The organism is Chryseobacterium luteum, assembly GCF_000737785.1.
In the GTDB taxonomy this organism is placed as follows: domain Bacteria; phylum Bacteroidota; class Bacteroidia; order Flavobacteriales; family Weeksellaceae; genus Chryseobacterium; species Chryseobacterium luteum.
Map to the genome: position 1 here is coordinate 581,483 of NZ_JPRO01000001.1, position 22,120 is coordinate 603,602.

General features: G+C 37.2%; 21 protein-coding genes and 1 pseudogene. 13 read left to right on the forward strand and 9 right to left on the reverse strand.

Features of this window, described 5'->3' with window-relative positions:
- Nucleotides 1-396: 396 nt before the first annotated feature.
- The 10 genes and pseudogenes from IX38_RS02710 to IX38_RS02755 all read left to right on the forward strand — a co-directional run bounded on the left by IX38_RS02710 (nucleotide 397) and on the right by IX38_RS02755 (nucleotide 12,347).
- Nucleotides 397-3,417 (forward strand): reprolysin-like metallopeptidase, encoded by a 3,021-nt coding sequence (locus IX38_RS02710; protein ID WP_034701282.1) that lies wholly within the window; start codon nucleotides 397-399, stop codon nucleotides 3,415-3,417.
- A 138-nt stretch (nucleotides 3,418-3,555) separates the two neighbouring features.
- Complete coding sequence (gene scpA / locus IX38_RS02715) at nucleotides 3,556-5,673, forward strand: methylmalonyl-CoA mutase (RefSeq protein WP_034701283.1); 2,118 nt, start codon at nucleotides 3,556-3,558, stop codon at nucleotides 5,671-5,673.
- 57 nt (nucleotides 5,674-5,730) lie between these two features.
- Nucleotides 5,731-6,231, forward strand: coding sequence for a hypothetical protein (locus tag IX38_RS02720; RefSeq protein WP_034701284.1), 501 nt, complete (start codon nucleotides 5,731-5,733; stop codon nucleotides 6,229-6,231).
- A gap of 460 nt (nucleotides 6,232-6,691) precedes the next feature.
- Nucleotides 6,692-7,426 (forward strand): hypothetical protein, encoded by a 735-nt coding sequence (locus tag IX38_RS02725; protein ID WP_034701285.1) that lies wholly within the window; start codon nucleotides 6,692-6,694, stop codon nucleotides 7,424-7,426.
- Nucleotides 7,427-7,453: 27 nt separating this feature from the next.
- Complete coding sequence (locus tag IX38_RS02730; protein WP_034701286.1) at nucleotides 7,454-8,845, forward strand: RtcB family protein; 1,392 nt, start codon at nucleotides 7,454-7,456, stop codon at nucleotides 8,843-8,845.
- 110 nt (nucleotides 8,846-8,955) lie between these two features.
- On the forward strand, nucleotides 8,956-9,507 hold the full coding sequence (locus tag IX38_RS02735) for a nucleotidyltransferase family protein (RefSeq protein ID WP_034701287.1): 552 nt from the start codon (nucleotides 8,956-8,958) through the stop codon (nucleotides 9,505-9,507).
- 1 nt (nucleotide 9,508) lies between these two features.
- Nucleotides 9,509-10,093, forward strand: a complete 585-nt coding sequence (locus IX38_RS02740) for a hypothetical protein (RefSeq protein ID WP_034701289.1) — start codon at nucleotides 9,509-9,511, stop codon at nucleotides 10,091-10,093.
- Nucleotides 10,072-10,770 (forward strand): annotated as a pseudogene (prfH, locus tag IX38_RS02745) (peptide chain release factor H). The gene IX38_RS02740 and the pseudogene prfH overlap by 22 nt, the downstream one beginning before the upstream one ends.
- Entirely contained in the window at nucleotides 10,757-11,263 is a 507-nt protein-coding gene (locus IX38_RS02750; protein ID WP_034701291.1) for a tetratricopeptide repeat protein, read from the forward strand. Before prfH ends, IX38_RS02750 begins: the two are co-directional and overlap by 14 nt.
- A 91-nt stretch (nucleotides 11,264-11,354) precedes the next feature.
- Nucleotides 11,355-12,347 carry an enolase C-terminal domain-like protein gene (locus tag IX38_RS02755; protein WP_034701294.1) on the forward strand — a complete coding sequence of 331 codons (993 nt, stop codon included), beginning with the start codon at nucleotides 11,355-11,357 and terminating at the stop codon, nucleotides 12,345-12,347.
- Between the two features lie 104 nt (nucleotides 12,348-12,451).
- Here the strand turns inward: IX38_RS02755 and IX38_RS02760 are convergent, their stop codons facing one another.
- Both IX38_RS02760 and IX38_RS02765 read right to left on the reverse strand, forming a co-directional pair.
- Complete coding sequence (locus IX38_RS02760) at nucleotides 12,452-12,739, reverse strand: cytochrome c (protein ID WP_034701295.1); 288 nt, start codon at nucleotides 12,737-12,739, stop codon at nucleotides 12,452-12,454.
- Between the two features lie 21 nt (nucleotides 12,740-12,760).
- A complete protein-coding gene (locus tag IX38_RS02765; protein ID WP_034701298.1) occupies nucleotides 12,761-13,051 on the reverse strand; it encodes a c-type cytochrome in 291 nt (96 codons plus the stop codon).
- 140 nt (nucleotides 13,052-13,191) lie between these two features.
- Between IX38_RS02765 and meaB the strand changes: the two genes are divergently transcribed.
- Nucleotides 13,192-14,175 carry a methylmalonyl Co-A mutase-associated GTPase MeaB gene (gene meaB / locus IX38_RS02770; protein WP_034701300.1) on the forward strand — a complete coding sequence of 328 codons (984 nt, stop codon included), beginning with the start codon at nucleotides 13,192-13,194 and terminating at the stop codon, nucleotides 14,173-14,175.
- Here meaB and IX38_RS02775 read toward each other — a convergent pair.
- On the reverse strand, nucleotides 14,172-14,726 hold the full coding sequence (locus tag IX38_RS02775) for a DUF4251 domain-containing protein (RefSeq protein ID WP_034701301.1): 555 nt from the start codon (nucleotides 14,724-14,726) through the stop codon (nucleotides 14,172-14,174). The genes meaB and IX38_RS02775 overlap by 4 nt on opposite strands.
- Before the next feature lie 109 nt (nucleotides 14,727-14,835).
- On the opposite strand from IX38_RS02775, the gene IX38_RS02780 reads away from it, so the two are divergent.
- Nucleotides 14,836-15,642, forward strand: a complete 807-nt coding sequence (locus tag IX38_RS02780) for a M48 family metallopeptidase (protein WP_034701303.1) — start codon at nucleotides 14,836-14,838, stop codon at nucleotides 15,640-15,642.
- 93 nt (nucleotides 15,643-15,735) lie between these two features.
- Nucleotides 15,736-16,044, forward strand: a complete 309-nt coding sequence (locus IX38_RS02785) for a hypothetical protein (RefSeq protein WP_034701305.1) — start codon at nucleotides 15,736-15,738, stop codon at nucleotides 16,042-16,044.
- On the opposite strand, the gene IX38_RS02790 is transcribed toward IX38_RS02785, so the two are convergent.
- The 6 genes from IX38_RS02790 to IX38_RS02815 form a co-directional block, all read right to left on the reverse strand.
- Nucleotides 16,041-18,677: a hypothetical protein gene (locus IX38_RS02790; protein WP_034701306.1), complete on the reverse strand. Its 2,637-nt coding sequence runs from the start codon at nucleotides 18,675-18,677 to the stop codon at nucleotides 16,041-16,043. The two genes, IX38_RS02785 and IX38_RS02790, sit on opposite strands and share 4 nt — an antisense overlap.
- A complete protein-coding gene (locus IX38_RS21835) occupies nucleotides 18,661-19,503 on the reverse strand; it encodes a GLPGLI family protein (protein WP_084680165.1) in 843 nt (280 codons plus the stop codon). Before IX38_RS21835 ends, IX38_RS02790 begins: the two co-directional genes overlap by 17 nt.
- Nucleotides 19,485-19,676, reverse strand: coding sequence for a hypothetical protein (locus IX38_RS02800; RefSeq protein ID WP_034701309.1), 192 nt, complete (start codon nucleotides 19,674-19,676; stop codon nucleotides 19,485-19,487). The genes IX38_RS21835 and IX38_RS02800 overlap by 19 nt, the downstream gene beginning before the upstream one ends.
- Before the next feature lie 167 nt (nucleotides 19,677-19,843).
- Entirely contained in the window at nucleotides 19,844-20,458 is a 615-nt protein-coding gene (locus IX38_RS02805; protein ID WP_034701311.1) for an outer membrane beta-barrel protein, read from the reverse strand.
- Entirely contained in the window at nucleotides 20,442-21,257 is an 816-nt protein-coding gene (locus tag IX38_RS02810) for an ABC transporter ATP-binding protein (RefSeq protein WP_034701313.1), read from the reverse strand. Before IX38_RS02810 ends, IX38_RS02805 begins: the two co-directional genes overlap by 17 nt.
- On the reverse strand, nucleotides 21,257-22,009 hold the full coding sequence (locus IX38_RS02815) for an MlaE family ABC transporter permease (RefSeq protein WP_034701314.1): 753 nt from the start codon (nucleotides 22,007-22,009) through the stop codon (nucleotides 21,257-21,259). Before IX38_RS02815 ends, IX38_RS02810 begins: the two co-directional genes overlap by 1 nt.
- Nucleotides 22,010-22,120: the final 111 nt, after the last annotated feature.

Here is a 22,120-nt window from a genome sequence, read left to right on the forward strand (position 1 = left end):
TTATGTTTTTAGGTTTTTTTACCAGCTGATTTCCTTTATTTGCTTTGCATTTCTTCAATCTGCTTTTCTGTTATCTTTCCGGATCGGTTATGGTATTTTATGCTTAACAAGATCATTTTAGAGGTAGCTGTATAAGTTGTATTATAAAGATCTGATATTCAGTTTGTATTTAGAGTGGTTTATAAAGCTGCTGTGTCAAAAATCCAATTTGCCAAGATTAAAAAAATAGAAATTCGTATTATTTCCTATGAAATGGGAATAAGCAAACACTTCATTAATGGTAAAAATAATAGCGGTTTGATTAAAATTAGCTATTATTTTTGATTTTGTTATGTGATAAATTGTTATTTTTGCTTTGGATATTTAAAATCTATTAATTCTATCTTATAGATCATTATGAAAAAAAGAATTTTACTAGCTTGTGCATTGACGGCCGGCGTTGCCAGCTTTAATGCACAGAGATGGGTACCTGCCTCACAAAAAACGTCTGAGATCAGAAAAGAAGTTGAAGTGCAGTACTCTTACAAAGTGGATCTTGCATCACTTAGAAATCTTTTAAAAGACGCTGTAGAAACAGGTAAAGGGGCAAAAGCGGTTATCGTTTCCCTTCCTACTGCAGAAGGAAAAGTTGAAAAGTTTGCAGTATTCAGCGATCCGGTTGTAGAGCAATCTATGGCAGACAGATACCAATTAGGTTCATATGTAGGTGTAGGGGTTGATGATCCTTCTAAATATGTTAGATTCAGTACTGCTCCAACAGAGATGCAGTCTATGATCATCAAAGACGGTGTATTCCAGTTCATTGAGCCTATCACTACAGATAAGCAGACTTACGGTGTATTCTACAAAACAAAAAGAACAGCAAGTGATAATGGATTTGAATGTTCTACAGAAGAAAAAGATATTAAAGATATCAAATTACTGGAAGCTAACGGGAAAAAAAATCTTTCTAATGTAGGAATTACCAACAGGCCTGCTATTACAAAATACAGAACCTACAGGCTGGCACTTTCAACTACGGGAGAGTACACAAAGAAATTTGACCCTTCAGGTGGAATTGTGAATACAGTAATCCAAATGAATGCGACCATGACTCGTGTAAACGGTATTTTTGAAAAAGAATTCGGTATTAAAGCAATCATTCAGGATCTTCCGGCTATCATATTCACAAATCCTGCATCAGATCCATATACAGGAAACTTAAACCTAAATCTTCAGCAGACTTTAACATCTCAGGTAGGTAATGCAAATTACGACATGGGACACGTATTCAATGCTGCGGGAGGAAACGGTAATGCAGGTTCTATTGCATCAACATGTGTAAACCCTGCAACGACAACTTCTTTAGCGAAAGGCTCTGCATTTACTCAGAATACCAACCCGACAGGAGATCTTTTTGACATTGATTATGTGGCGCATGAGATGGGTCACCAGTTGGGGGCTAACCATACGTTCTCTCATGTTTCAGAAGGATCAGGAGTGAATATAGAACCGGGTGGTGGTACAACTATTATGGGATATGCCGGGATTACCGGAGATAATGTACAGGATTTTACTGATGCTTATTTCCATTATTCTTCTATTAATCAGATATTAAATAGCCTGGATGGTAAAACCACTTGTGGGACTTCAGAAACTATTACAACCAATACTGCCCCTGTAATTTCTTCTCTGGGTGTTTATAATATTCCTAAAGGAACTGCTTACTATTTAGAGGCATCGGCTACAGATACCGATCCTGTTAAATATGCATGGGAACAGTATGACAGTGTTGATTCTTACAACTCAATTTCTGGAGACAGCGGATGGGGATACAATGCACAGGGAGCTATAACAAGATCCTATTTTGGAACAACAAGCGGAAGAAGATATTTCCCAAGCCTGCCTATTGTTATGGCTGGAAAATTAACAGATAAAACTAAATGGGAAACAGTATCTTATATTCCTAGAACACTTAAATATGCTGTTACTGTAAGAGATGAAAATGCAACAAGACCTATGCTTTCTTCTTCTGAAACAACAGTTACTGTTGGAAATGACGGACCGTTTAAGTTTGCAGGCCTTACCGCTTCTACTGTATTGTATAATAACGCATCTAATACAATATCATGGGATGTTGCCAATACCAATACAGCACCTTACAATGTTGCCAATGTAAAAATTGAATATACTACAGATCTTGTAAACGGAGCAACATGGACAGAATTGGTTGCTTCTACTCCAAATACAGGAAGCTATACTGCGCAAATGCCGGCTAGCTTAACTGGAGCAGTTAAACTTAAAATTTCTGCAATTGGAAATGTATTCTATGCAGTATCTCCACAGGTAAATATAGGAACAGCTCCTACTTCTACTACGGCAGCACCTACTGGCGTGGCAGCTTTAGATGCAGAGATTTTCAAAACTACAGCTAGAGTAGCTTGGAATAGTGTTCCTGGTGCTACCTATTCAATTAATTATAGAAAAGCAGGTGCAACAAACTGGTCAAATGCAACCAGTACTACAAACTCTGTGCTCCTGAATACTCTTGAAGATGAAACGAATTATGAAGTACAGGTTGCTGCTGTTGTAAATACTGTGCCGGGAACATTCTCAAATAATTATACTTTCAAGACAAAAGGATTGAAAACAGGAGTAGATTACTGTTTAATGACAACCGGAGGAAACAGTTTTGCCAGCTTTAGCTATAACAGCGGTCTTGCTCAAATGAATCTATCCAATTTAGCTTATTCAGAATTGACTTATCAGACTATTTTCAGTACTTATAAGGATTTTACCGAAGATGCAAGTAAATTGATTAATTTAACCAAAGGAACACAATACACATTGTCTTATTTTAATGTAGGTAACGCAACGGCCACTTATAATGACAATATGGAAGTGTGGATAGATTATAATAGAAATGGTGTTTTTGAAGCTTCCGAGAAAGTAGGTTCTGTAAGTACAATTCCACCTAGTAATGGTCAATATACGGGAACACTTACATTTACCGTTCCTGCTACTGCATATTCAGGTAATAAACTTTTAAGAATGAGAGTGGCAAACAGTTTCTTTAATAAGGCTACTGGGCCATGTGGAAGCCCGTCTGTTCCTGTAAATGGTGGAGGTGTTATTTCGCAGGGTTCATTTAAAGATTTCTCTGTAAAAATCACAAGCGGATTGGCAGTAAATGATGTAAATGGTCCGAAAACATCTGAAATTTCTATCTATCCAAACCCGGCAGATACTTTCGTGGAAGTTAAAAACCTGAAAGGAAAAGCTGATTACAGCATTTTCAGTGCAGACGGAAGATTAGTTCAACAAGGTCAGACTGATGGTAACAACAGAATTAATGTTGCATCATTGATCAAAGGAATGTATGTGATCACTCTTAAGGATGACAAAAACACATACAATACTAAACTTATCAAAAAATAATAAGTAAGTATATCAATAAACTGAGACCGGGCATTTGTCCGGTCTTTTTTTAGCTTAAAATTCAGAAAAACTGTCTGTTAACATAAGTTTCATGTTTCGTTCAAAAAAATTAACTTTACGCAGACAAAAATTATTGGAATGCGAAAGACAATTTCTGTGAAAAAACCGGATTTTAGTATGGAGCCTCAGGAAAGAGAGATCTATAACTTTGAAAAAGACGGATTAGAGTTAAAATCATCTTACACCCGGAAAGATGTTAAAAATGAATCTTTAACGCAGACTTCTCCAGGAATTGCACCCTATCTCAGAGGACCGTATTCCACCATGTATGTACAAAAACCATGGACTGTAAGACAATACGCAGGCTTTTCTACCGCAGAAGAATCCAATGCATTTTACAGAAGAAACCTGGCAGCAGGACAAAAAGGATTATCCGTAGCCTTTGACCTTGCCACACACAGAGGATATGATTCCGATCACACAAGAGTTGTAGGAGACGTGGGTAAAGCGGGCGTAGCCATCGACTCTGTTGAAGATATGAAAATTCTCTTTAATGAAATCCCTTTAGACCAGATCTCAGTATCTATGACGATGAACGGAGCCGTACTTCCTGTTTTGTCCTTCTATATTGTGGCTGCTGAAGAGCAGGGCGTGAAGCAGGAGCTTCTTTCAGGAACCATTCAGAATGATATTCTGAAAGAATTTATGGTGAGGAATACCTATATTTATCCGCCGGCTCCTTCCATGAAGATCATTGCAGATATCTTTGAATATACTGCGCAGAATATTCCGAAATTCAACTCTATTTCCATCTCAGGATACCACATGCAGGAAGCCGGTGCCACTCCGGTACTGGAAATGGCTTATACACTTGCAGACGGTCTCGAATATGTAAGAACAGGGATCAAAGCCGGAATGAATGTCGATGATTTTGCTCCCAGACTTTCATTCTTCTGGGCAATCGGAATGAACCACTTCATGGAAATTGCAAAAATGCGAGCCGCAAGATACATCTGGGCCACTCTTTTAAAGCAGTTCAATCCGCAGAATCCAAAATCGTTAGCATTAAGAACCCACTCCCAGACTTCAGGATGGTCTCTTACAGAGCAGGAACCCTTCAATAATATTACAAGAACAGCCATTGAAGCCCTTTCCTCCGCCTTGGGTGGAACTCAGTCTCTGCATACCAATGCACTGGATGAAGCTATTGCACTCCCGACAGATTATTCAGCAAAAATCGCAAGAAACACCCAGATTATCCTTCAACAGGAAAGCGGGATCTGTGATGTTGTAGATCCTATGGGTGGAAGCAACCTTGTGGAAAGCCTTACCCAGCAGATGATCGAAGAAGCAATGAAATATATAGGTGAGGTAGAGCAGGAAGGCGGAATGACAAAAGCCATTGAAGCCGGAATTCCCAAAATGAGGATTGAAGAAGCAGCTGCTAAAAAGCAGGCTAAAATAGACAGTGGTGAAGAATTCATCATTGGCGTAAATTCATTCAGAACAGCCTTAAAACAGGATGGAATAGAGATCCTGGATATCGATAATACAGAAGTCCGCAGGAAGCAGATCGAAAGACTTGAAAAAATAAAAGCAGAAAGAAACCCTGAAGCCGTTACAGAAATCCTGAACGATATCCGTGAAAGCGCAAAGACAGGAAAAGGAAATCTTCTGGCATTGTGTATAGAAGCAGCAAGAAGAAGAGTTACCCTTGGCGAAATGAGTGACGCCATGGAAGAAACTTTCGGAAGATATAAAGCCAATATCAGAACAATCTCTGGAGTATACGCTATGAACGCCGGGAAAAACGAATATTTTGAAAAAGCCCTTCATCTGACCCAGAAATTTGAAGAAGAAGAAGGCCGCCGCCCAAGACTTATGGTTGCCAAAATGGGCCAGGACGGACACGACAGGGGCGCTAAAGTAGTAGCTACTGCATTTGCCGATATGGGATTTGATGTCGATGTGGCACCATTGTTCCAGACTCCCGAAGAAGTAGCTAAACAGGCCGTAGAAAATGATATCCACATCCTCGGGGTATCTTCTCTTGCTGCCGGTCATAAAACACTCGTTCCGCAGGTTGTGGAAGAGCTTAAAAAACTGGGGGCAGATGATATTACCATCGTGGTGGGAGGTGTTATTCCACAGCAGGACTACGAATTCCTGTATGCGAACGGGGCAGATTTTATTTTCGGTCCCGGAACCAATCTTCCGAAATGTGCAGTTGAAATTTTAGAAAAATTTTTAAATTAACATTTTAGAAAGGATAACTTGCACAGCTTTTGTATAGTTTAAGTGAAAAATTTCATTATGGCTTATACAGTAGTTTCAGTATTTCCGGTGACTGTAGATACAGAGGAAATTAAAAAGAATTTAAAAGAAAAAGGCTTTGACGAAGCAGATATCATCATTTCAAAGTCTAGAGTAGAAAGCGGATTGTCGGTTGATCATTATCAGGAAGACGAGCAGACCAAAGGATTTTTTAATTACGTGTTTGCCCACGATGCAGAGATGTTGGATGCCTATCGTAAATATAGTATAGGAAGAAGCACCGTTATCGTGTATGCCAATGATCTTGAGCGGGCTAAAGATGCAAAAGCCGTTTTGAATGAAAACGGGGCTCTTGAAGTATACCGAAGACCATCGGAAACCCGGGAAAATATTCCGGAAGGTATGACGGAGCAGGAATATAACGGGATTATAGCCAAAGCAAGACACAATATTTATTTTCTTGGATCAGAAAGAGTGTACCACTCCAATGAAGCCAAAGGAATGGATGATGAAATGGATAGTTTAGGCTCAAAAGATTAATCTCAAACAAAAAAACAAATCCCGGATATAAAATTATCCGGGCTTTTTCTATTAAAAAAATTTGAATATTCAGAAAAATTAATATATTTGCACCTGAAAATCAAGTTTAACCCATTAAAAAACAACGAAGCAATGTTCAAAACGAATCAGAATTCTTCAGCTGGAGTACCCCTTATGGTGGTATGGCTTCGTGGTTTGGTATACTCTTAGAATAATAGTACAACGAAATATCAAAACCCGAAGTCGTAAAGATTTCGGTTTTTTTATTGCGCAATATGTAAACTCCAGTTTCCCCGAAATTTTTTAGTGTCATTAAGAACAGATGAAAAGATCTTATACGGTCCTGTTCATGCTGTTCATTATCGTAAATCAATCAACTATTATTTTAGTTGAATAAGAAAAGGTGTATACAGATTCAAAGTCCAGGATCTTGTATCCGGCATCTTTGTGCTTATCATTAATGGAAAATAATAACCTTCTGTTTCACCGCCTTAGAAGCGCAAGAAGCAGAAAAAGAACAGGGATAAAAGATGTAGAAAAGCAGATAAGAAAAAAGTATAAACGTAGTAAAGAACTTTGGAACATCAGAAAGAATATTCCGTGGATTCCACTGGAAAATCCCTATCAGAGGGGATTTGTAAGATTCTTCGTACTGAATTATGAAGTGAAAAGATCTCAAGATGCAGATTTCTTTGAAGGAATTCTGAAGAAGATCAACACCTGTATGTATTCCGAAAGCCGGCTGTTTCTGAAAAAGAAAAAAAAGTTCGGACGAAGGATATATGTGGAAAAAGCACAGAAGCTCAACCGGATTTCCTTCTATGCATGGACAGACCCAAAATTTGGAATGACCTCCAGAGAAAGGCAGTATTTTCTTAAAAAAGAAGAATACAATCCATTCAGAAAAAGGAATGAAACGTACTACGAATTCATTGAACCCTGGAGATTTACGCTACGGATAAGACCTTATATGATCACGCACTACAAACCTGTAGATGCCGAACTTGAAAAAGAATATGCTGAGATAGAATCATATGTCAGCCAACATAAAGTGGCGGGAATAATCCAAAAGAAAATCTATGGTAAATCAAATGCCTGGAAAAGGGAATATGAAACCGATCTTATCAAAAGCAGGAAATATGCTGCCTGCATCATATCTGCAACAGAGATTGCAGACTATTTTGAGGACTTGTAAGGTCCTGTATGATTTAAAACAAAAACAATGGGAAATTTAAAACTAAAAGGAAAAGATATATTAAAACTCGGCTATCCAAATAATCAAAGCGTCAACGTGGCCCTGGAAGTCATGAAAAGAAATTTTGCAACGAAGAACATTCATCATGTAAAATCTATTTTAAAAGACATCCTCCTCAATCCGGAGAACTTTGAAAAAGACCTCACTTTCGGGCAGATCGCAGAATCACTGCTTTCTTCCAGAAAAACAGAAAAACGAATGCTCAATAATCAGCGCGCTTCCTTTCAGATTTTTGGAAACAATATCTCTGAAGAAGCAAAAAACCAGCTGTATACGGCTTTGAAGCTACCTGTTTCAATACAGGGTGCCTTAATGCCCGATGCCCACAGCGGTTACGGACTTCCGATTGGAGGCGTTCTGGCTGTAGAAAACGCAGTAATTCCTTACGGTGTAGGAATGGATATCGGCTGCAGAATGAGCCTCAGTATTTTGGATATACCCGTTTCATATCTTGACGGAGCAAGAGATAAATATGAAAAAGCTCTTGCCGAACATACCAAATTCGGGATGTACGAAACACATAAATCTCATATAGATCATGAAATCTTTGAGAGAGATACTTTCGGCATGATCCCCATTTTGAGGAGATTAAAGGGAAAAGCCATCAAACAGATGGGGTCTTCCGGCGGCGGAAATCACTTTGTGGAATTCGGAGAAGTGGAAATCACGGAAGAAGATGACCAGGTTGGTCTTCCGAAAGGAAAATACCTGGGGATTTTATCACACAGTGGCTCCAGGGGTTTGGGTGCTGAGATTGCACAATACTACTCAAGAGTAGCGGCAGATCAGTGTCCGCTGCCAAAAGAAGCACAGCAGTTTGCCTGGCTGGATCTGAATACCCATCTCGGTCTTGAATACTGGACCGCGATGAATCTTGCCGGAGATTATGCTTCCGCCTGTCACGATGATATTCACAGAAGGCTTGTAAAAGCTGTCGGCGGAAGAGTAAAAGCAAGAATTGAGAACCATCACAACTTCGCATGGAAAGAAGTTCACAACGGAAAAGAAGTGATTGTCCACAGAAAAGGAGCCACTCCTGCCAACGAAAATGAACTGGGAATGATTCCGGGATCCATGACGGCAAAAGGTTTTATCGTCCGCGGAAAAGGAAATCCCGACGCATTGAAGTCAGCTTCGCATGGAGCGGGAAGAGCCCATTCAAGAGGAGAATGCAGAAGTCTTTTCACTCAGAATGATATCAAAAAAGAACTGAAGCTGAAGAAAGTCACTTTGATAGGCGGTAACACGGAAGAAGCCCCGATGGCCTATAAAGATATTCACGAAGTAATGAATGCACAGAGCGAATTGGTAGACATTCTCGGAACATTTCAGCCCCGGATTGTGAGAATGGATAAATAATTAAGTTGCTGGTTTATATCTGAAAGAATCTACTTTCAATAAACCCGCAACTTCCAGCCTTATAGGTTTCAAAAACCTATAAGGTTTTATAAACAACAAAAAAATAAAAAATGGGAGCGCCTCATAACATAAAAAGATACGGAGAAGTCTGGCCGGAATTTAGAATCCTGCATGGACTTGAAATTTTAAATAAATTAAAGGATAAAGTCATCATATCAGGTGGATGGGCGTGGCATTTTATGTCAGAAACAGGACATACAGAATACAAGCATGCCCATGACCACAAGGATATTGATGTTTTTGTAAAGAAAGAAAACGCAGCTGAAGCAGTTATGATTCTTCAGCAGGAAGGTTTTCAGAAAGTATGGACGCGGTATGATCATCTGCAGAGTAAAGAAAACTTCCGCAGGTATGAGAAAACAACCGAACTCGAAAACGGAAAATCTCACAGAATTACGATAGATTTCTTTGAAAGAAATGACCTGGAAACTATTGAAGTCAACGGCTTTAGGGTTGTCAGACCTGATGTATTACTGACTTTTTACACAAACATTCATTCCAGCGATAAATGCTGGGCTGTAATGGCTGCCAAAGATTTACTGCAGAAAGGAATTGACCCTGTCGGTCATCCAAAATTAAGTGAAATCCCTAACGTAAATTAAAATGGAAAAAAGATACAAACAACAATATTCTTCTTACTATACTGATTGCCTGGTTGTCTGTCCGGAATGTGGAAAGGATGCAGTTGTTAAAAATGAAAATAATTATAAAGAAGCCGTTCTGGAATGCAGACACTGTAATTTGAGAAAAACAGGATATGAAATGGTCGTTTATAAAGCAATTGTCAAGCTTCATTGTCCTGTTTGTGCACATTCTATCCGCGTTGAAAGATGTGTAAAAGAAAAACTTCCGAAGATTTCGGTTCAGTGTGGAGAATGTGATGCCCGGTTTGATATAAAACCAAGATATGAAAAGTATTTTAGCAATTACTCTCAGAAAGCACAGGGACTGAAGCAGGATGATGTTTTTGGCTGCCCACTTTATTTTCAGGATGACTGCAAGGGAAATTTATTTTGGGCAAAAAACAGAGAATACCTTTTGGAGATGGAGGCTTATATTTCATCAGAATTAAGAACACTGCCATACAGAATGCGTATGGTAGAAAGACTTCCGGCCTTTATCAAAGAAGCAAAGAACAGAGAAGCGGTTTTAAAAATTTTACAAAAATGGAAAAACTCATACAGATAACCTCAGGAAGAGGACCTTTAGAATGCCAGTGGGTTATCGCTAAAGTATTGAAGGTCCTTCTTGAGGAAATCAAGAATAATAAAATATAATACGAAATCATCCACCGTGAAAATGGTGATGAAAACCTGACCCTTAAATCCGTAACCATACTGCTAAAAGCAAAAGAACTGAATATATTTTTAAAAACATGGTTAGGAAGCATATGCTGGACCGGGAAAAGTACGTTCAGGAAACTTCACAAAAGGAGTAACTGGTTTATCGGTGTTTTTGAGCTGGAAGGACTGGAAAAAATCAATTTCAGTGAAAAAGATATTCAGTTCCAGACCACAAGAAGCCAGGGAAACGGCGGTCAGAATGTGAACAAAGTAAATACGGCTGTCCGTGCGACTCACCTGCCAACAGGCGAAAGTGTATTTGCACAGGATTCCCGGTCACAGCTGGAGAATAAAAAGCTTGCCATCACGAGGCTGAAAGAAAAAGTGACCGGACTCTATATCAGACAGCTGGAAAAAAGAATGCAGGACACATGGAACAATCATCTGCAGGTACAGAGAGGAAATCCGGTCCGGACATTTTCAGGGACAGATTTTAAAAAGAACCATCAGGATAAATCATTTAAAAAACAGCGGAATATCCTGAAAAAAGAACTAAAAAACAATAGAAATGACCTTAACTAAAAGTAAATATTATTTTGAAGCACTGGATAATTATCCATACAGTCTTCCCGACTGCCTGGAAGCCTTGAATTATGCTCTCTCCTATGATCCTGAAGACGCCGACAGCCTGTGCCTGATGGGAAGAATATACAGCGAAATGCTTACAGATTATGAAAAAGCAAAAATGTACTTCGAAGAAGCCATGCAGTATAATGTAGCTAATCTCAACACTCCGCTGCATTATATCAAATGCCTTTTGGATAATGAGGATCTGGATGAAGCTGAAAAACTGATTAATTATGCTTTAAAAATCAAAGGAATAGATAAAGCAAGGATATTGATACAGAAATCGCAGCTGTTTGAGATCAGATTGGAATACAAAAAAGCATTGGAGCCCCTGAAAGAAGCTGAAAAATACAGTTATAATCAGGCTATGATTGATTTTGTGAGAAGCAGGGCAAAATTTATTAAAAGCAAAATGGCGAAATCAAAAAAGAAAAAAGTGAAAAAGTAAATCTACTTTTTGCCGAAAATAAAAAGGTTTAAATTACAGTTGAATCAATGCAAAAGGATCTTTTTAAGGTCCTTTTTTGTAGTTTTACGGGATGGAACTGCATTTTCAACTTAAAACACTTCAGCTAAAAGAAACTTTCTCGATAGCCTATGGAAATTATGACAGAAGGGAAGCGTTGCTGGTAGAATTATCTTATTCAAACTCTAAAGGATATGGCGAATGTGTCGCCATAGATTATTATCAGATTGATCTGGCGCATTTTATCATCAGGTTAAAAGAGATCCAGCCGTTACTTGAAAAACAAGCCATCAGTCATCCGGAAGATTTTTTCCGTTTTCTTTCACGGCTGGATCTGCATCCGTTTTTGATGTCTGCACTGGATTGTGCCTATTGGGATCTGTTCGGAAAGCTTGAAAACAAAAGTTTTACAGAATTGAATCATATTCCTTCCACGAACCTGGCAGAAAGCTCAATAACCATTTCCGTCTCAGATATTGAAGATCAGATCCGGAAAATAGAAAACAGCAGTTGGAACAGATTCAAAGTAAAATGCAAAGGACTCCATAAACACAATATTGAAAAGCTGTTGAGATTGAACCGCAATATCGCATTAGATTCCAATGCCAGCTTTACAGATCAGGACTGCCTTTGGCTTCAGGAAAACAGGGAAGTTCAAAAGTTCTCATATCTGGAACAGCCACGGTCCATTGACCAATATAAGGTTTTAAAGAAAGAAGGTTTTGCCAATTGGATGGCAGATGAGGATTGCCAGGATAGTGATTCCCTCGACGAATTAATTCCTTACTATAAAAGCGTCAATATAAAACTGATGAAATGCGGAGGACTCACTCCGGCATTGGAAATGATCAGAAAAGCAAAAAAACTGGGCTATAAAATTATGATCGGATGCATGACGGAATCTACCGTCGGGATCTCAGCCGGCTGCGTATTGGCAGGGCTTACCGACTTTGCTGATCTGGACGGAGCGAATCTTATTTCCAATGATTATGCCTCCGGAAACTTTGTGGAAAACGGCAAAATAACCCTATCCGGAAAGCCCGGATTGGGAATAACATTAAAGTGAGCAATAACTTTGGAAGAAGAAGAGAAAGAGAATTATAAATGATGAATATTAAACCCTATTACATTCAAACCCTCCAACTCTAAAAACCCTCCAACATAGAAACCCTACTTCTTATTCGCAGAAATCAGAAAATCGTATACCATCTGGTGCTGATCATCGCTTAATTTAGCTTTAGGAGCCATTCTGCTTAAAGTTTTGATCCATCCCTGATCATCATGCTTAGCCGGATCCGGGAGCTTATGGCATTTAGAGCATGAGTTTTCAAAAATAGTCTTACCCTGAACCAGCTGTTCAGATGCAGTGTACTTGGGCCCGGTTACAGCGGTGCTTTTAGGCCCGCACGATACCATTAACGCTGCTCCTGCAGCCATACTTAAGATTACTTTTTTCATATCCAGATTTTGATTTGATGATTATTTTTTCACGGAAACAATATAGTCGTATACCCACTGATGCTGAACATCTGTCAGTTTCGCTTTGGGAGCCATTGAATTCATGATGCCTACCCACTGTACAGAAGTGTGTGCTGCAGGATCCGGAAGTTTATGGCATCTTCCGCAGGAATTTTCAAAGATTGCTTTTCCCTGTGCTATTTGTTCCGCAGTAGAAACGGAAGGTCCCGCAGGTCCGGCTGTAGAGGCCTTTGGTGTACAGGAAGCCAGTAAAATGCAGGTCAATAATGCAGCAGCGGATATTTTTTTCATGTTTATTAAATTTGATTCGTAACAAATGTAGGAATTTCCATGCCCCGTTGATGAGACGGCCTCTAGTTTTAATTTAGAAGAAATAAAATTAATGCCCGTTTGTATGGGAGTTTGACGGTTATTTTTATATTTTTGAATCAATGAAATTTTCTACAGAAGAACTAATCGAAGGAATACGGTCAGGAAATAAACGCCTGATCGCAAAAGCTATTACATTAGTTGAAAGTAAAAAAGCAGAGCACAGAACCCAGGCAGAAGAGCTTCTGAAGGAAATAATGCCTTTCACGGGAAATTCCATAAGAATAGGAATTACCGGAGTTCCCGGTGCAGGAAAATCCACATTCATTGAAAATTTCGGCAGACTTGCCATTGCTAACGGTAAAAAAGTGGCGGTTCTGGCCATTGATCCCAGTTCGTCCATCAACAAAGGAAGCATTTTGGGAGATAAAACCAGGATGGAAGAACTCGCCAAAGAAGAAAATGCCTTTATCCGCCCTTCCCCAAGCTCAGGATTTCTTGGCGGAGTGGCCAATACCACCTTTGAGACGATGATGATCTGCGAAGCGGCAGGATATGATTATATTTTGATAGAAACCGTAGGAGTAGGGCAGTCTGAAGTTCTGGTGGCCGATATTACCGATGTATTTCTATTCCTGAAAATCATCGGTGGCGGAGATGAACTGCAGGGTATCAAAAGGGGTATCATGGAAATGGTAGATCTTATTTTTATCAACAAAGTGGATCAGGACAATCTGCAGAAAGCAAAAAATACAAGGCTGGAATTAAAACGGGCACTGGATTTTATTCCTCCCAAAGAAAAAGGCTGGAAAATCCCTGTATTGCTAGGTTCTGCGTTTTACAATAAAGGGCTGGATGAGGTTTACAGTACTATTGATGAATTCATAGACCTGAAAAATAAAACGGGAAGTTTTAATGAGATCCGTACCCGGCAGGCAGAAAAACGCTTTGAATACTGGGTTCAGGAATATATTCTGGCTATGATGAAAAGAAGCGATTCCGTAGAAACCGCTTACATACAGCACAAAAAAAATGCTTCAGAAATGGTTTCCAATCCCAGCACTGAAGCAAAGCTTTTTGTTGAAAAATTTTTAACTAAAGACTAAAGTTTCTCTTTTTCTTTCGGTGTTTCTTCATTTTTTGAAATATAACCGTCATAAGTAATCGGCTGCCTGTCGTTACTTCTCATAGAAACAAAGGCTTTACCGCTTTTAAAGATTTCTATATTAATTTCATCAACATTGCTTGTATCGTTGGGCTTAATCTTTAAAGTCCAGTTTCCTTTCTTATTCTGGGACTTGCTGACCGTAAAATCTTTTGAAGAAAATCTGTAGCTGTTTTTATCCGTATTTCCGAAAGTAGGATTGAATACCCTCCCGAAATAGGGAAGCACAACCTCCAAATTGTTTTTATTGATTGTAATGGTGTAGTCTCCGTTAAGTTCCAAAATCCTCATTGATGTAGAATTGGGTATTGAATTCATAACATTGATAACATCATAGTTGGTGGGATTGGCCCTTTGTGCATGAAAAGTAAATTCCTGTGAATCTACAAGTGCATCAACTGTTTTGGAATCTACTGCTGAAGCCTGTGAGGAACAGCTTTGAAAGAAAAAAACGAATCCAAAAATAAATATAAGTGAAATATACTTTTTCATAACCACAATAATTGTTAAATTTAAATAGCAAAATGTATGCAAATATATCCCTTCTGAATCATTTTGGAATAAAAATTGTAAATGTTGAATTATTAACACTCAAACAACTATGAAATTTACACATCTATTAGGAATAGGGGCAGTTGCTTTATCAGCTGTAGCATGTACTACCAATCCGATTACGGGGAGGTCTTCATTACAGATCGCGAATAATTCGGAAATATTAACAATGTCTGCTCAGGAATATAAAACAACATTATCCAAATCCAAGATTATCAAAGGAACTGCAGATGCAAAAAGAGTAGTGAGTGTAGGAAGCAGAATAAAAAGCGCAGCAGAAAGATATTATCAGAGCATAGGAAGATCCGCTGATCTTACGAATTACAGCTGGGAATTTAATCTTATACAGAGCAATGAGCTGAATGCCTGGTGTATGCCAGGAGGAAAAGTTGCCGTTTATACAGGAATTCTTCCCGTTACGAAAAATGATAATGGACTTGCAGTAGTTATGGGACACGAAGTTTCTCACGCTTTGGCAGGACATGGAAATGAGAGAATTTCTCAGGCTATGGTTGCACAGTACGGAGGTTCTATTCTTGGAGGAACAATTTCCAATTCACAATGGGCGGGGATCTTTGAAAAAGTATATCCTATCGGGTCGCAGGTTGCTTTGCTGAAATATGGCAGAAATCAGGAATCAGAAGCCGATCAGATGGGGCTGTATCTTATGTCTATGGCAGGATATGATCCAAGAGAAGCAATTCCTTTCTGGAATAGAATGGAGAGCGCGTCATCCGGTGCGAGACAGCCAGAATTTTTATCTACCCACCCGAATCCTGAAACAAGGATCTCAGATATCAATAAAAACCTTCCAAAAGCTTTGGAATATTATAAAGCTGCCGGAGGGAAAATATAATTACTCAGAATTTAATCTTGTATAGAGCCTTATTGAATTTTTCACTAAATTGGGTAAGGCTTTTTTCAATGTAAACCACTAAACACAATATTTATGAAAAGTTTATCAATTACCGGATTTATACTGCTTGCTGTTTCGGCACTGCTTTTTTATCTGACTACCGATTTTACCGTAGGAGGAATTACCATCTCACACATGATGGGCGTAATGGCCGGAGTAGGAATCGGCCTTATTATTGGCGGAATGGTAGGATATGTAAGCAAAGGAAGCGCAATAAAGGCTGAAGAGAAAAAAAAGGAATTCAAGCAGCTGCAGAAAGAAAAAGAAGAACTGGAAAAACAGGCGGCAGATATTGCCAGACGTGAAGCGGAGCTCCGCCAAAATCAAACCCCTCAAATTTAAAATTTATAGTTAATACCAAAAGAAAAATATCTGGGTATAAGATTAGTATTAAGGTATTCTATATTATAATCAGAAGTAAGTACACGTGCGATAGATCTGCTGTTCAGTATGTTTTTAGCATTTACTTCTACGCTTAAATTCGTGTTAATGTGTTTATTCAGCATAATATCCAGAAAGAGATTCTTTTTACTATTGTGGATATTCGGATTGATATAGTCAAGATATGACATAAGAAGCCACTCTGATGCAGGTTTATATATTATTATAAAAGTATTTCTTATGCTTACATTGTTGTTTCTTGCATCTTCTTCTTTTTTTGTAGACAGATAATCATATGACAAAATATTTTCAAAATTTATCTTCAAATTAAAAGCTGTTTTAAGCGAAAATTCGACATTGGCACTAGTGCTCACATTATCTTTTAATTGAATATCATTTACTATATTTTTATACTTAAAAATCGAATAGTAGGACTTTAATTTTAATTTACTCTTTAAAAAAGGAATATATTTATCCGCCATAAGACTGAAAGACAGGTTTTCATTGTTTTGTGGCAGATAAAAATATGTATAGTCAGTATTTAGTTCTGTTATATTAATCTTTGAGAAATAATTACCCTTATTAAGGCTGTATATGACTCCAAAGTTCAGCTGAAACTGTTTGTAGAGATTAAGAAGGCTATAAAAAGCCTGCGTGGAAAAAATTTTCTGTATTTCAATTGATGGGATATTGTTTATTGAAGTCCTGTTATTAATAAATATAGGTTCTGTGAAAAAATTTTCTTCTGAAAAAGTCTGCTGTTTATAATTTGTAGTTGATATTAATTTGGAAATATCATTTAATTTGTAAGAAAACATTAACTCGGGTTCTATTACAAAGCTGTTTTTCTTATTTTCTGAATTTAGTCTCTGTGTTATCAGTGAGAGATTATAAGAAGGCGAAAATTTAAAATTTCCGACATACAAATGATAGCTTCCTGATGTATATAACGAACCCTTATTATAGTCAATATTGTTTGTAAAGTCTTTTAATTCTTCGTTTGTTATAATATAAGATTCTAACGGAGCCTTAGTGATCTCCCCACCAATAGCAAAAGCATATTTGTCGTTACTTTTCGATCTGTTTCCCAATAGGATAATCCTTCCACCGATAATTGATTTTATGAACTTGCTAAACTGGGTAGAAAAGCTTAAATTTTGATTAAGCTTTATGTCAGGTACCGATATGAAATTTTGTGGGATCTCATTAAAAGATTGATAGAGCTCTGTTTGCAACGCCTTATTATCGGAAATCTTATAAGTATATAATAAATTCTGTTTAAAAATAGAAGATCTTGATGATAAAGAGGTTTTATATTTGTTTTCTTCATTTAGGGTGATATCAGAATCTGTTGTTATATTTTCTTTATAATATTTAATATTGTACTGCAAGAGCGAAGATTTTGAAGTATTTATTTTTAATTCTATATCTCCTCTATAAAGGCTTGGCCTTTTTTTGATCTCATAAAAATCCTTTGTGGTAAAATTATTTCCGTTGATAAAGTTTTCAGTTCTTAGTGACTGTGTAAAATTCAGCTTGTCGGAAAGCTGATAAAGATTTAGCTTGATCTGTAATTTTTTAGAAACTTTAAAAATATTATTATAATTATTGAAGACAGTATTATTAATATTTGCTCTTCCATCGTTAAAAAAATCAGTAAAGATAGTCTCTGGGATTGCTTTTTTTGCAAGAAACATGTTTTCCTTTACCTGTTCTACATTGGGCCTGAATGAAAAATAATCAAACGAAGTATTATTAATACCTATATTATTATAACCGAATGTTCCGAATGATTTATACTTATTAGATATCTGTATTATATTTGCATTTATATTATGCATTTGGGTTTTATCTTCAGCAAAACCACTTTCATAATTAATATCTCCGGATAAATCTATCTTCCCTTTTTTTAATTTAATATTGAGTGCTACCTTATCTCCGTTTTCTATACCTTTTAATAACGGATTTGCAGAATAATTTTCTATTGCCTGAATCTGATCTACGATATTGACATTGATGTTTTTGGTGCCAATAGAATAATTAGAGCCAAAAAGATCATCGCCGTCAATTTGCACAGTCTCAATAGATTTGCCTTTGTACTTTATTTCTCCGGTATTTGGGTTAAGTTCTACACCAGGTAATTTTTTTATGATCTCTTCTATTTTTCTCTCTGTACCATCTCGATAAGAACTAACATTGTAGCTTATAGTATCTTTTTTGACTTCAAAACTTTTTTTCTTAGATGGAACGATAACTTCTTTAATTTCTTTCGCCTGTTCTTTTTTTAATTGAAAATCAACAGTATAAATTTTATTTTTAACAGGATTGTTAATAGTAAATATTTGAGGAGCATAATTAAGAGCGTTTATTTCTATTACAAGTTCGTCATAGTTATTTTTGAGAACTTTAGAATAACTGCCGTCTTTGGAAATAATGAACTCTGAATTGTTATTGTCAGTGCTTTTGAAAATAATAGAAGCAGGTACAAAATTATTTGTACCTGCTTCTATTATTTTACCTTTAATAGTTTGAGAAACAAGTTTTCCGGAAAATAGTATTAGAAATAAGAAAAAATACCTATTCAAAACTTTCAATTACTAATTTTTTTGTTTTGCTCTTTATCTTTTTCTCTTCTTCCATTTTCTTATTGAACATTTGCATCCCGGCTGCTTTCTCGTTTTTTTGGTCAGCGGGAACACTCTGTTGTACTTGGTCCTGCCTGATCCTTAAATAGGCAACTATTTCACTTCTTTTCTTTTTTTCCAGCAAAGAATTTTCTTGTGCTGATACAATTTTTTTAGCATCTAATATTCCCCTTAATTCTTTTTTTTCCTTTTCAATAGCTGAAGCATCTTTATTAGATATTTTAATGACTTTGTAGATCATATGTCCTTCCATACTTTGAGCCTCTAAAATTAATCCCGGTAGGGAATTAAGCTTCCATGGGCCATCAAAATAAGGAAGATCTTTAGTGAACCATACTGTCCAGAGATTTTTTCTGAATTCAGCAGTTGCTTTTTGAGCTTTAAATCCAAGAATATCTTTGTACTCATTTTCTAATTTCCAGGGGATTATATTTAAGCTATCCTGAATCACTGTTTTTTCTTTAGAAAAATCTATATAGAGTTTTCCAGTTTTAAAATCCTTGTACAATTTTTCCTCTCCTTGGTGTAAAGGGCTATAGGCCTCTGTTACATTTTCCTGTTTCCTGCTATTGAGAGTATCTTTGGCTCCAAGCTTTGTGTATACAGAAAAATCTTTAGATACATTTAAAACTTCATGATAAATCACCTTTGATGAATCCATACGAATATTAGTTCTCTCGTATGTAAATTCCTGAGAGAATATTATGGTACTGAAACTCAGTAAAAGTATAAAAGAGAGTAGAACTCTCTTTTTTCTTAACATACTCTCTGCCATCCCACCTGTACTAATTCGTAATCTTCACTTCCCATTCCATCACTAAAATATACTTTTTTGTAAACAGGCTTTAAGACACATCCCCCTTCCTTAACAGTTTTTATTACTCCGGGTTTTGCGAAGCCTAAAGTTATTCCGGAGAATAATAGTATAAGTAAGATAGTTTTTTTCATTGTTTTTTATTTTAATTGAAGATCAAATATAATTATTATTTTGATGCAACAATAAAAATCTCGCAAAAGTGAATTTATTTATATTTTTTATTTTAAAACAAGAATATTTTTAATAAAAACCTCTTAATTTTAGTGCTTAAGAGGCTGTATATAGTTGTTATTTCAGATTATTTAAACTTATAACCAACGCCCACTAAGAATAGGTTCGGTCTGTTGTCGTATCTGATTTCTGATCCTGAAACCTTATTGATGAAATTTCTCTCATCTTTACTGAATGCGCCTTCATATCTTGCGTTGATGATCAGCTTTTTAATTTCAAGCTGTGCCCCCAACTGGTATCCTACTGTGAAATTGTTTTTAACATTTTCTTTGAAATCATTGTAGGTATTATCCTTGCTTAAATTATAGCTGGCTACCGGTCCCACAAAAACCCCAAGCATATTTCCTAAAAGATTATACCCTACAAGAACAGGCATATCGATACGGTTGCTTTTTACATCAAAAGTAGTATTCTCCGTAGTGAATTCATTTTTGAAATGGGTGTAATACAATTCCGGCATTACATACAGTGCAGCAGGAAGCCCTATTTTTAAAGAAAGTCCCACATTGAAGCCTGCATTATTTTTACCTGTTCCTTCTATGGCTTCATTTACCGTTCCTTTGATGTTTTTCCATGAAGGAGAGCCTGTCGGGAATATTAAGTTAGCCTTTCCTGCCAGTGAAATCTGTGCGGAAGCGAACATTGAAAACCCGATTAATGCTATACTAAGTATCTTTTTCATTATCATCTATTTTAGAGATTGTATTTTCAATCGTTTTATTATTTTCAAGTAAATATTCTCTCAGTTCTTTAAAGAGTTCTGAAGAGTAAACGAAGTCAATAAGATTTTTATTGCCTGCCGTGATGAGGATATCTTTGTTTCCTTCCCATTCTTTGATCCCCAGTCTCAGGTATACAATTTTCTCACCAATGGTCATCACAGAATTCATATCGTGCGTATTGATGATGGTGGTTGTATTATATTCTTTAGTGATTTCAAGCAGAAGATCATCAATGATATTGGAAGTATAAGGATCCAGACCGGAATTCGGTTCATCACAGAAAAGATACTTTGGATTGTTCACAATAGCCCTTGCAATGGCCACCCGTTTCTGCATTCCCCCGGAAATTTCAGACGGGAATTTTCTTCCTGCCTTATCAAGATGTACCCTGCCTATTACTTCAAATACCCTTTTCTTTTTTTCTCTGAAAGTAAGGTTGGTAAACATGTCCAGCGGGAACATAATGTTCTCTTCCACCGTCAGGGAATCAAAAAGTGCACCGCCCTGAAATACCGTTCCTATTTCTGACCGCAGATGCTGTTTCTCATCTCTCGTCATGGTATTGATATCCCGGCCGTCAAAAAGGATCTCTCCTGATGAAGGCTGGTAAACATTTAGTAAGCTTTTCAGGAAAACAGTCTTTCCGGAGCCGCTCTGCCCGATGATCAGGTTTACTTTTCCTTTGTCAAATGATGTTGAAATTCCCTTAAGTACTTCAACATTGTCAAAACTCTTCTTAAGATCTTTTACCTCAATCATCAGCTTAATATTAATTGGGTTAAAATTAATTCGGAAATGATAATAAATACCATAGTCCATACTACAGCCTGTGTACTGGCTCTACCCACTTCCAGGGATCCTCCTTTTACATTATACCCGAAATAGGAAGGAACTGTAGCAATAATAAAAGCAAATACGGTGGTTTTTACAAATGCATAATACACGAATAAATTCGGCATATACATCTGGATACCCACTATATAATCATTTTCTGTCCAGTTTCCGGTCAGCATACCTGCCAGATGCCCACCGCCAATACCGAACACGATACTGATGGCAATAAGGATGGGATTGAAAATAACGCAGGCGAAAATTTTAGGCAAAATAAGGAAGTTAGGAGAGTTTACCCCCATGATATCCAGTGCGTCGATCTGTTCAGAAACCCTCATGGTTCCTATACTGGATGCAATATAGGATCCTACTTTACCTGCGAGGATAAGGCTGATGATGGTAGGCGAAAATTCCAGTACCAAAACCGCTTTTGTTGCATATCCCACGAAAGACGGTGGAATAGGAAAAGAGGAAGAGTCAAAGTTATTGTACATCTGGATAGCCACTACCGCTCCCACAAATATAGAAGTGAAGATCACAAGGCCAAAAGAATTGACACCGAGATCATTGATTTCTCTCATGAACAGCTTCCAAAAAACCCTCATTTTCTGGGGTTTCTGCAAGGATTTACCCAGAAGGATAATGTATTCTCCTATTGCTGTAAAAAACTTTTTTAACATGCTGCTAAATTAGACTTTTTTTATTTAATTAAGGTTAAGCCTCTGTTGGAGACCTCTGGTTTATTTAACCTTAGAAGCAAATATGATTCCTCAATTTTAATCTTAACCTTT

Excerpts from the sequence above, each read along its gene's own strand:
- IX38_RS02725 (WP_034701285.1), top strand. The coding sequence starts at position 6,692 with ATGGAAAATAATAACCTTCTGTTTCACCGCCTTAGAAGCGCAAGAAGC.
- IX38_RS02755 (WP_034701294.1), top strand. The coding sequence starts at position 11,355 with ATGGAACTGCATTTTCAACTTAAAACACTTCAGCTAAAAGAAACTTTC.
- IX38_RS02735 (WP_034701287.1), top strand. The coding sequence starts at position 8,956 with ATGGGAGCGCCTCATAACATAAAAAGATACGGAGAAGTCTGGCCGGAA.
- IX38_RS21835 (WP_084680165.1), bottom strand. The coding sequence starts at position 19,503 with ATGGCAGAGAGTATGTTAAGAAAAAAGAGAGTTCTACTCTCTTTTATA.
- IX38_RS02710 (WP_034701282.1), top strand. The coding sequence starts at position 397 with ATGAAAAAAAGAATTTTACTAGCTTGTGCATTGACGGCCGGCGTTGCC.
- IX38_RS02730 (WP_034701286.1), top strand. The coding sequence starts at position 7,454 with ATGGGAAATTTAAAACTAAAAGGAAAAGATATATTAAAACTCGGCTAT.
- scpA (WP_034701283.1), top strand. The coding sequence starts at position 3,556 with ATGCGAAAGACAATTTCTGTGAAAAAACCGGATTTTAGTATGGAGCCT.
- IX38_RS02780 (WP_034701303.1), top strand. The coding sequence starts at position 14,836 with ATGAAATTTACACATCTATTAGGAATAGGGGCAGTTGCTTTATCAGCT.
- IX38_RS02810 (WP_034701313.1), bottom strand. The coding sequence starts at position 21,257 with ATGATTGAGGTAAAAGATCTTAAGAAGAGTTTTGACAATGTTGAAGTA.
- IX38_RS02720 (WP_034701284.1), top strand. The coding sequence starts at position 5,731 with ATGGCTTATACAGTAGTTTCAGTATTTCCGGTGACTGTAGATACAGAG.
- IX38_RS02805 (WP_034701311.1), bottom strand. The coding sequence starts at position 20,458 with ATGAAAAAGATACTTAGTATAGCATTAATCGGGTTTTCAATGTTCGCT.
- IX38_RS02775 (WP_034701301.1), bottom strand. The coding sequence starts at position 14,726 with ATGAAAAAGTATATTTCACTTATATTTATTTTTGGATTCGTTTTTTTC.
- IX38_RS02800 (WP_034701309.1), bottom strand. The coding sequence starts at position 19,676 with ATGAAAAAAACTATCTTACTTATACTATTATTCTCCGGAATAACTTTA.
- meaB (WP_034701300.1), top strand. The coding sequence starts at position 13,192 with ATGAAATTTTCTACAGAAGAACTAATCGAAGGAATACGGTCAGGAAAT.
- IX38_RS02750 (WP_034701291.1), top strand. The coding sequence starts at position 10,757 with ATGACCTTAACTAAAAGTAAATATTATTTTGAAGCACTGGATAATTAT.
- IX38_RS02765 (WP_034701298.1), bottom strand. The coding sequence starts at position 13,051 with ATGAAAAAAATATCCGCTGCTGCATTATTGACCTGCATTTTACTGGCT.
- IX38_RS02815 (WP_034701314.1), bottom strand. The coding sequence starts at position 22,009 with ATGTTAAAAAAGTTTTTTACAGCAATAGGAGAATACATTATCCTTCTG.
- IX38_RS02740 (WP_034701289.1), top strand. The coding sequence starts at position 9,509 with ATGGAAAAAAGATACAAACAACAATATTCTTCTTACTATACTGATTGC.
- IX38_RS02760 (WP_034701295.1), bottom strand. The coding sequence starts at position 12,739 with ATGAAAAAAGTAATCTTAAGTATGGCTGCAGGAGCAGCGTTAATGGTA.
- IX38_RS02785 (WP_034701305.1), top strand. The coding sequence starts at position 15,736 with ATGAAAAGTTTATCAATTACCGGATTTATACTGCTTGCTGTTTCGGCA.